Annotated in this window: 6 protein-coding genes; 4 read left to right on the forward strand and 2 right to left on the reverse strand. The window is 61.9% G+C overall.

Features of this window, described 5'->3' with window-relative positions; translation table 11 throughout:
• Positions 1 to 70 precede the first annotated feature (70 nt).
• On the reverse strand, positions 71 to 1057 hold the full coding sequence (cra, locus tag ACW5XD_RS23780; protein WP_456497005.1) for a catabolite repressor/activator: 987 nt from the start codon (positions 1055 to 1057) through the stop codon (positions 71 to 73).
• A gap of 307 nt (positions 1058 to 1364) precedes the next feature.
• Here cra and fruB point away from each other — a divergent pair, with 307 nt between their 5' ends.
• Genes fruB through fruA form a run of 3 tightly spaced genes read left to right on the forward strand, consistent with a single transcriptional unit; the run spans position 1365 to position 5175 of the window.
• Complete coding sequence (gene fruB / locus ACW5XD_RS23785) at positions 1365 to 2465, forward strand: fused PTS fructose transporter subunit IIA/HPr protein (RefSeq protein ID WP_456497006.1); 1101 nt, start codon at positions 1365 to 1367, stop codon at positions 2463 to 2465.
• Complete coding sequence (gene pfkB, locus ACW5XD_RS23790) at positions 2465 to 3454, forward strand: 1-phosphofructokinase (RefSeq protein WP_456497007.1); 990 nt, start codon at positions 2465 to 2467, stop codon at positions 3452 to 3454. Before fruB ends, pfkB begins: the two co-directional genes overlap by 1 nt.
• A complete protein-coding gene (gene fruA, locus ACW5XD_RS23795; RefSeq protein ID WP_456497008.1) occupies positions 3451 to 5175 on the forward strand; it encodes a PTS fructose transporter subunit IIBC in 1725 nt (574 codons plus the stop codon). The genes pfkB and fruA overlap by 4 nt, the downstream gene beginning before the upstream one ends.
• A 111-nt stretch (positions 5176 to 5286) precedes the next feature.
• Here the strand turns inward: fruA and ACW5XD_RS23800 are convergent, their stop codons facing one another.
• Complete coding sequence (locus tag ACW5XD_RS23800) at positions 5287 to 5538, reverse strand: DUF1289 domain-containing protein (RefSeq protein ID WP_456497009.1); 252 nt, start codon at positions 5536 to 5538, stop codon at positions 5287 to 5289.
• A 150-nt stretch (positions 5539 to 5688) separates the two neighbouring features.
• Between ACW5XD_RS23800 and mltA the strand changes: the two genes are divergently transcribed.
• Positions 5689 to 6840, forward strand: a complete 1152-nt coding sequence (gene mltA, locus ACW5XD_RS23805; protein ID WP_456497010.1) for a murein transglycosylase A — start codon at positions 5689 to 5691, stop codon at positions 6838 to 6840.
• The last annotated feature ends 143 nt before the right edge of the window (positions 6841 to 6983 follow it).

Here is a 6983-nt window from a genome sequence, read left to right on the forward strand (position 1 = left end):
ATCCCCGGGGGGGGGGGTTGGGGCTCACCCCGCGGGGGGGGGGGGCGCCGCGCGCCCCGGTGAAGGGGGGTCAGCGGCGACGCTTGAGGGTCCGGCTCACGTAGTGCAGCCCGCACAGGTATTCGCCGTTGATCGCCTTGAGGGCGAGCTCCAGTGCCTGGCTGGCCAGGGCATCGTGCTGCTGGGGCAGGGAGTTGATGCCAAAGGGGAGGAAGTCGAGCAGGCGATCGTCCCCGAAGGTGGCCATGGCGAGCCGGCTCATGTCGGTCTCCTGCTCCAGCAGGTAGTCCAGCACCCCTTCCATCAATATGTAGGAGGTGGCGACAAGTGCCTCGGGCAACTGGCCGAGTCGCTGGTGCAACTCCTTGATCAGGCGATAGCCCTCGGTGCGGGAGAAGTGGGCCCCCTCGCACAGATGGCGCGCGGCGTTGTGGCTGGTGACGGCCTGCTCGAAGCCCGCTTTTCGCTCCTGACTGATCGTGAGCGCCGGCAGCGCCGTGATCAAGGCGATGTGCTTGAGCGCTGGAGTGAGCAGAGAGGCGGTGAGATCAAAGCTCGCCTTCTGGTTTTCACTGGCGACGGTGACGAACTTGTCGGCAGCCATGGCCCGGTCGATGGCCAGCACATGGATGCCGCGAGCCTGTTGGCGTGGATAGAAGGGATCGTCCGGTGGCAGGCAGCTGGCCACCAGCAGAGCATCCACATGACGACTGGCCAGCATCTCGGCCAGCTCCTTTTCGGTGGTGGGCTCATCTTCCGAGCAGACGATCAGCAGCTGATAGCCCTGGGCCCGGGCACCCTGTTCGAGGCGCTTGGCGAGTTTGGCGTAACTGGCGTTCTCAAGGTCGGGCAGGATAAAGCCGAGAGTCCTGGTCTGGCCGCCGCGCAGGGAGGCGGCGCGGCTGTCCGGCTGGTAGTTGTGGGCCGTGACCACTGCCATCACCTTGTCACGGGTCGCCTGACTGATGCGGTACTGATCGGCCTTGCCATTGATCACATAGCTGGCCGTGGTGCGCGAGACACCGGCGAGGGCGGCGATTTCATCCAGTTTCATCATATTGGCTCTGTTTGAGTTGCAGGGCCCACGGTCACTGCCAGGTGAGGGCACCGAAAAGTGTGCGCGGGATCATATCATTGAAAAGCACTCTTTGTGGGTACTTGATCAATTGGCTGAAACGATTCAGTCTGAGTGTAAGTGAAACGATTCAGCTTGTCAGCAGACAATCGATGACCGGGGATGAAAACCCTGGCGGCTCCCGAAGGGATGCAATCCGGTCTATTGTCAGCAGGTAAATGACCCAAACTTTTTATTGTGTTGATCCGGCGAGCCGCACGGCCAGCCAGGAACCTGATGGAGAATATCTATGTTGAAGTTGGCGCAGCAGCAGATCTTGCTGGGGCAATCGGTGGCGACCAAGGCGGATGCCATCGCCCTGCTGGCAGGCAAACTGACCGAAGCCGGTCTGGTGGAAGCAGGTTATGTGGACGGCATGCTGGCGCGGGAAGTGCAGCACGCCACCTACCTCGGCAGCGGCATCGCCATTCCTCACGGCACCACGGATACCCGTCATCTGGTGAAGAGCACGGGGGTCATGGTGGCCCAGTTCCCCAACGGGATCGAGTGGGATGAGGGGCAGATTGCCTATGTGGCCATCGGTATTGCCGCCAAATCTGACGAGCATCTGGGTATCTTGCGCCAGCTTACCCACGTGCTGGGCGACGAGCAGGCAGCCGAGGCCCTTAAAAATGCCACCGATGCCGACACCATCATCGCTATTTTGACCGGGGCCACAACCGCCAAAGAGGTGCAGTTTCTGGCCCTGGCCGACTTCCCGGCGGATGATCGCGACCAGCTGCTGCTGGGCGCCGCCGCCCGCGCCAAATCCTCCGGCTGGGGCGATGCCACTATGGTGACGGCGCTGCTGGCAAGCGATCCCGCTTATCTGGGCGAGGGAGTTTGGCTGGCCCGTGCGCAAGCTGCCCAGACCGGCTGGGTGCTGGCAACGCCGAGCAGTGAACTGCGCGCTGGTGATCTGCCGGTCAGCGCCATGCTGTTGCTGTGTGCCGCCGATGCCAGCCATCTGCCGCAACTTGAGAATCTGGCTAAACTGGCAGCGGCCGGTCAACTTGCCACGCTGGCGGGCAACGAGGGTCTGACCATGCTGCAAGCGGGCCCCGCGAGCGGGCTTTCCGAAACCTTCACCATCATCAATCCTCACGGTCTGCATGCCCGTCCGGGCGCCATGCTGGTCAAGGTGGCCAAGGAGTATGAATCCGACATCCGGGTTGCCAATCTGGATGGCAGCGGTGAAGCGGTCTCTGCCAAGAGCCTGATGAAGGTGATTGGCCTGGGCGTCAAGTGCGGCCACCGTCTGGCGTTTCGCGTTGAAGGCCCGGATGCCGAAGCGGCGCTCAAGGGCATAGGCGCCGCCATCGCGGCCGGGCTGGGCGAGGGGGCGCACTGATGGACATTGTGACCATCACCCTCAATCCGGCGCTCGATCTCACCACCCGTCTCGAGGCAATGAGCCTGGGCGAGGTGAACCTGGTGAGCGAGGCCAGCCTGCGCGCCGCGGGCAAGGGGATCAACGTCGCCATGGTGCTCAAGGACTTGGGCCGCGAGGTGGCAGTGACCGGCTTGCTTGGCGCCGATAACCAACAGAGCTTCGTCTCTCTGTTTGCCGAGCGAGCCTTGGCCGATCACTTCGTGCGCGTGGCGGGCAGCACCCGCATCAATGTCAAGATCTCCGAACAGTCCGGTCGGGTCACCGATCTCAACCTGCCGGGGCTCACCATCCACGAAGGGGAAGTGAGCGCGCTGGAGCAGGCCATCGACGATCTGGCACCTCATGCCGAGTGGTTCGTGCTGGCGGGCAGCCTGCCCAAAGGGGTGTCCCCCGATTACTGCGCCCAGCTTATTCGCCTGCTCAAGGCCAAGGGCAAGCAGGTGATCTTCGATTGCAGCGGCGCGGCCCTGAGTGAAGGGATCAAGGCCGTGCCTACCCTGATCAAACCCAATCTGGAAGAGCTTGAGCAATGGGCTGGCCGCCCCATCAAGACCCTGAGCGAACAAGCCGAGTGTGCCCGCGCGCTGCAGGCCAGCGGGATCCCCAATGTGGTGATCTCCAATGGCGCCGATGGCCTTATCTGGTTTGCCCCGGATGCCGTATGGCAGGCGATTCCGCCGCGCATGCAGGTGGTCAGCACGGTCGGTGCCGGCGATTCCCTGGTCGCCGGTCTCGCCCATGGTCTCAGCCTTGGCTGGGCGCCGGAGCAGACCCTGCGGCTGGCCACCGCCGTCTCGGCGCTGGCGGTCAGTCAGATCGCGGTCGGTTTTAGTGATATCGATGTGCTGACACCCTTACTCGAGCAGGTGCGTGTGCAACGTCTGGATGACCTTGCCCAGACCCGACTCAATACCCCCTCAATGGAAAACTCAGGAGATGCCCAATGAAAGCAATCTTGGTTACGGCTTGCCCGGCGGGCATTGCCACCAGCTTTCTCGCTGCAAAACGGATAGAACAGCAGGCCAAACTGGCTGGCTGGGAACTCACCCTCGACGTCGGCTCCAGCGTGCAGCCCCGTCAGGTACCGGGCAAGGCGCAGATTGCCGCAGCCGACCTGGTGCTGGTTGTTGCCAGCACCCCGGTGGATCTCGCTGCCTATGACGGCAAGCGGGTCTATCAGGGCAGCATGGATCTCGCCCTGCAAGATCCGGCCGCGCTGCTGGAAGTCGCAACCAGCGGCGCCAGCGTCTATCGCCATCAAGCCGCGCCCGCAGCAGCTAAACCAGCCGCCGCAGGCAAGCGCATCGTGGCGGTGACTGCCTGCCCGACCGGGGTGGCCCACACCTTCATGTCGGCAGAAGCGCTGGAGACCATGGCCAAGCAGCTGGGTTATCAGATCCGTGTCGAGACTCAAGGTTCGGTCGGCGCCCAGAATGCCCTGACCGCCGAGGAGATTGCATCCGCCGATCTGGTGTTCCTCGCAACCGACATCGAAGTGGACATGGCCCGTTTCGATGGCAAGCAGGTCTATCGCACCAGCACGGGCGCGGCACTGAAGAAAACCCGCGCCGAGCTCGACAAGGCGTGGAACGAGGCAAAACTGTATCGTCACAGTGGTGGCAGCCAGCCCAAGAAAGAGGAAAAAGCAGGCCCCTACAAGCACCTGCTGACCGGTGTCTCCTTCATGCTGCCGATGGTGGTGGCGGGCGGTCTTATCATCGCGCTCTCGTTTGTGTTCGGTATCGAAGCGTTCAAGGTGGAAGGCACCCTGGCCGCCGCCCTGATGAAGATCGGTGGTGGCTCCGCCTTTGCGCTGATGATCCCGGTGCTGGCGGGTTACATTGCCTACTCCATCGCTGACCGTCCGGGTCTCGCTCCCGGCATGATTGGCGGCATGCTGGCAAGCTCGCTGGGCGCCGGTTTTCTCGGTGGCATCGTGGCTGGTTTCCTGGCCGGTTACAGCGCCAAGTACCTGAGCGACAAGGTGCGCCTGCCGACCACCCTGGAAGCGCTCAAGCCCATCCTGATCATTCCGTTGGTGGCCAGCCTCTTTACCGGTCTGGTGATGATCTACGTAGTGGGTGGCCCGGTGGCTGGCATCATGAATGCCATGACCGAGTTCCTCAACAACATGGGCTCTGCCAACGCCGTGCTGCTCGGTGTCATCATCGGCGCCATGATGTGCTTCGACATGGGTGGGCCGGTCAACAAGGCGGCCTACGCCTTCGGTGTCGGCCTGCTGGCCTCCAAAACCTACGCCCCGATGGCGGCAGTGATGGCCGCCGGTATGGTGCCGGCGCTGGGGATGGGGATCGCTACCTTCCTGGCCCGCACCAAGTTCATCAAGGCAGAACAGGAAGCAGGTAAAGCCTCTTTCGTGCTGGGTCTGTGCTTCATCTCCGAAGGGGCCATTCCGTTTGCCGCCAAGGATCCGATGCGCGTCATCCCGGCCTGTATGGTCGGCGGCGCCCTGACCGGTGCGCTCTCCATGCTGTTCGGCTGTGAGCTGATGGCACCCCACGGCGGCCTGTTCGTGCTGTTCATCCCGCACGCCATCAGTAATGTCATGATGTATATCGTGGCGATTGCGGCGGGCTCGCTGTTGACCGGTGTCTCCTACGCCATGCTCAAGCGCGGTGAAGAACAGGCCAAGCTGGCCGCGGCCTGAGTGGTGCAAAGCAATTAAATGCAATTGATAACAAGGCGGCCTTCGGGCCGCTTTTTTATGGCTGATGGGAAAGGGATATAGGGATATAAAGAGGGGGGTAGTGGGGGAAATTCAAAAATCCCAGCCGGCCTGCTCTTGCTCACTGGCCTGGGTGGCCTCTTGCGCTTTGCGACGGGCGGCCTCGACCCGTGCTTTGCGGTTACGGCACAGGCGGATCACCTCCTGCTGCTCGGTGGGGGTCATGGTGAGCCAGTTGAAACGCTCCTCACGATTGCGCAGGCACCCCTTGCAGTAGCCCTTGTTGTTCACTTCGCAGACCCCGATGCAGGGGCTCTGCAGCGGGAAGATTTCGAGCTGTTCCATCCATGCCCTCTCACACCTTGTTACCTTGTTATAACCCAGAAGATCCCCTTTGGAGAAATCCGTCGTCAGAGGCGTGAAGGCGTTTGCTTTCCCCCTGCAAATTTGGCATCTTCCCCGCCGAACATAACGCTTGGTGTTATATGAGGACATATGAATAAACACGCGTACTGGCTGACCGCCGCTGTGCTGGGGTTGGCCGGTTGTGCTGGCAACTCTGAACAAGCCCAGGAGCCCAAAAACAAACCCGATGCCAGATGTTTTCTCAACTGCGAGGTACCAGAAAATCTGGGCAAGCAGTATCTGGACGGGACGCTGCCCGACGATCTGGTGCGGGTGGAACGCGTCAACAGCCTGGCCCGCGCCGACTACAGCAAGTTCGGCCCCCAAAGCCGGCTGGTGCTGGAGCGCTCCGGCAAGATGACCCGTCGCTATGGTGATCTCTATCGCCAGCTCTCCCGCTGGGTGGCCAACGGCGGCAACCCTGCCGACATCACCCGTTACGGTATCAGCCTGGCCCAGCTGGGCGGGGCGGATCGGATGGGCAACGTGCTCTTCACCGGCTACTACTCGCCGGTACTGGAGGTTCGCCATCGCCCGGATGCCAAATACAAGTATCCCATCTATGCCATGCCAAAGTGTGGTGGCCGTTGCCCGAGCCGGGCCGAGATCCATCAGGGGGCGCTGGCCAACCGTGGGCTGGAGCTGGGCTACAGCAAATCCCTTATCGACAACTTCCTGATGGATGTGCAGGGCTCGGGTTTTGTGCATTATGGGGATGAAGATCGATTACAATATCTGGGTTATAGCGGCAAGAACGGCCACGGTTACGTGAGTATCGGCCGGGTGTTGATCGACAGGGGCGAAGTGCCCAAAGAGCAGATGTCCATGAAGGCCATCAAGGAGTGGGCCAACAGCAAACCGGAGGAGAGCGTCAAGGAGCTGGTGGAGCAGAACCCCTCTTATGTCTTCTTCGAACGTCGCCCCACCAATGACGTGATCGGGGCGGCCGGTATCCCGCTGCTGCCGCTGGCCGCCGTAGCTGCCGACAAAACCCTGCTGCCGATGGGCACGCCGATCCTCGCGGAAGTCCCCTTGCTCGACAAAGAGGGTAACTGGACCGGCAAGCACCAGCTGCGGCTCTTGATCGCGCTCGATGTCGGCGGCGCGGTGAAGAAGGGACACCTGGATCTCTACCATGGCATGGGTGAGAAGGCCGGTGTGGCCGCCGGTCACTACAAGCACTTTGGCCGGGTCTGGAAGCTGGGCCTGCACCAGGGGCCGACCGCAGCTCCCTGGCTTTGAAGTCAATTAAGGGGCTCTGACGGGTCAGGGCCCTAAGCCAGAGACGAGCGATAAAAAAGGCTCTGTCCCAATTACGTGTTGAAAGGCTAATCTTGAAGTAGGCCATCTCCTTGAGGTCTACCATCATGGATACCCCTGCCTTT

The sequence above is a fragment of the Aeromonas enterica genome (assembly GCF_054052465.1).

Bases quoted from the DNA above. Each gene is read 5' to 3' on its own strand.
- ACW5XD_RS23800 (WP_456497009.1), bottom strand. From the start codon at position 5,538: ATGGAACAGCTCGAAATCTTCCCGCTGCAGAGCCCCTGCATCGGGGTC.
- fruA (WP_456497008.1), top strand. From the start codon at position 3,451: ATGAAAGCAATCTTGGTTACGGCTTGCCCGGCGGGCATTGCCACCAGC.
- cra (WP_456497005.1), bottom strand. From the start codon at position 1,057: ATGATGAAACTGGATGAAATCGCCGCCCTCGCCGGTGTCTCGCGCACC.
- fruB (WP_456497006.1), top strand. From the start codon at position 1,365: ATGTTGAAGTTGGCGCAGCAGCAGATCTTGCTGGGGCAATCGGTGGCG.
- mltA (WP_456497010.1), top strand. From the start codon at position 5,689: ATGAATAAACACGCGTACTGGCTGACCGCCGCTGTGCTGGGGTTGGCC.
- pfkB (WP_456497007.1), top strand. From the start codon at position 2,465: ATGGACATTGTGACCATCACCCTCAATCCGGCGCTCGATCTCACCACC.